This is a genomic window from Pseudomonas sp. SIMBA_067 (genome assembly GCF_046534675.1).
GTDB lineage: Bacteria > Pseudomonadota > Gammaproteobacteria > Pseudomonadales > Pseudomonadaceae > Aquipseudomonas > Aquipseudomonas putida.
Map to the genome: position 1 here is coordinate 1 of NZ_JAWRYH010000103.1, position 369 is coordinate 369.

Here is a 369-nt window from a genome sequence, read left to right on the forward strand (position 1 = left end):
GGACAAGTCGACCGGCCGCCCGGCCAGGGTCGCCTCGCAGCTGCTGGGGTCGTAACGCAAAGGCCCGTGTTCGATCACATTCACCGCCCGCCCCGCCACCCGCCGCAGCAGGGTGTGCAGACGAGCGGCCAGCTCGCGCAGGTCGCGCCGCACGGTGTCTTCGGATACGCCGAATTGCGCGCTCAGTTCGACGGCCAGCACCTGGCCGTCACGGGCGAGCGCGTCGAGGATCGCTTTCTTGCGTTGGGTCGTCAGCATCGCATTGCACGAAATATCTTGAAATTGCACGAAACTGCACGTTACCATGGGCGCCGTCCTATGTCGAATGGGGAGGCCGCGATGGCCGCAACGCATGAGCGCGTCCGTATC

General features: G+C 65.6%; 1 protein-coding gene. It reads right to left on the reverse strand.

What is annotated here, in order from left to right; genetic code table 11:
- Positions 1 to 354: DeoR family transcriptional regulator (locus SB765_RS28275; protein WP_410932307.1), on the reverse strand; the 354-nt coding region annotated here is incomplete at its 3' end.
- Between the last annotated feature and the right edge of the window lie 15 nt (positions 355 to 369).